Annotated in this window: 1 protein-coding gene; it reads left to right on the forward strand. The window is 49.9% G+C overall.

Features of this window, described 5'->3' with window-relative positions; translation table 11 throughout:
- Positions 1 to 64: 64 nt before the first annotated feature.
- Positions 65 to 1,212, forward strand: a protein-coding gene (locus LGT44_RS10395) for an IS3 family transposase (protein WP_230332335.1) whose coding sequence is annotated in 2 segments (ribosomal slippage) — positions 65 to 302 and positions 302 to 1,212 — 1,149 coding nt in all. Because the reading frame shifts where the segments join, the coding sequence is not laid out codon by codon here.
- Positions 1,213 to 1,230: the final 18 nt, after the last annotated feature.

Here is a 1,230-nt window from a genome sequence, read left to right on the forward strand (position 1 = left end):
GTGAATCGCCACCAGTTTGCTAGACACCTTTGAGTTAGAGAAAATGACTCAAACAGAGGTGAGCATGAGCAACAAACGTTACCCCGAAGAATTCAAGATCGAAGCCGTTAAGCAAGTGACCGTTGCCGGCCACAGCGTCGCTGATGTTGCTGAACGATTAGGAATGACCACGCACAGCCTGTATGCATGGATTAAACGCTACGGGCCTGATTCCGAACAGCATAACCAGGCTGTGGCTGAAGCGGCCGAGATACGGCGTCTTAAAAAAGAACTTCAGCGTGTTACTGAAGAGCGCGATTTGCTAAAAAAAGCCGCGGCGTACTTCGCGAAACACCACGACTAAGATACGCCTTTATTCGTGAACATCAGGGCGCATTGCCAATACGGCAACTGTGCTCTCTGTTCGATGTTCATATCAGTGGGTACTACGCCTGGTTGCAAAAGCCCCAGTCCAGCCGACAGAAGCGCAATAAGCGACTGACGGGGCTGATTAAGCAATTCTGGCTCGAATCCGGCTGCGTCTACGGATATCGGAAAATCCATCGGGACATACGTGACAGCGGTGAAACGGCTGGCATTAATCAGGTTCACCGTTTAATGAGCAAAGAAGGCCTGAAAGCTCAGGTGGGCTACCGAAAACCGCGCCATCATACTGGAGAAAGCCACGTTGTTGCAGCCAACAATCTGAGTCGTCAGTTTAACCCGGACAGACCGGATCACTCGTGGGTAACCGACATCACGTATATCCGTACGCACGAAGGCTGGTTGTATCTGGCAGCCGTGATGGATTTGTTCTCTCGCCGTATCATTGGTTGGGCAATGGGATCCAGAATGACGAAGGAGCTTGTTCTGGATGCCTTGATGATGGCGGTATGGCGGCGTAATCCGAAACACGAGGTGCTGATCCATTCCGATCAGGGCAGTCAGTTTACCAGCCATGACTGGAATGATTTTCTTAAGGCGCACAACCTGAAAGGCAGCATGAGCCGACGCGGTAACTGCCATGACAATGCTGTGGCTGAGAGCTTCTTTCAGCTACTTAAGCGTGAACGTGTGAAGAAGAAAATATATCCGAGCCGGGAAGCCGCCAGAATGGATTTATTTGATTATATCGAGATGTTTTACAATACGAACCGCAGGCATGGTTCCAATGGAATGCTGTCGCCGGTAAAGTATGAACAGCAATATTTTATGAAGCTTGAAAGTGTCTAGCGAACTGGTGGCGATTCA

This window comes from Thalassolituus alkanivorans (assembly GCF_020447205.1).
Classification (GTDB): Bacteria; Pseudomonadota; Gammaproteobacteria; order Pseudomonadales; family Oceanobacteraceae; genus Venatoribacter; species Venatoribacter alkanivorans.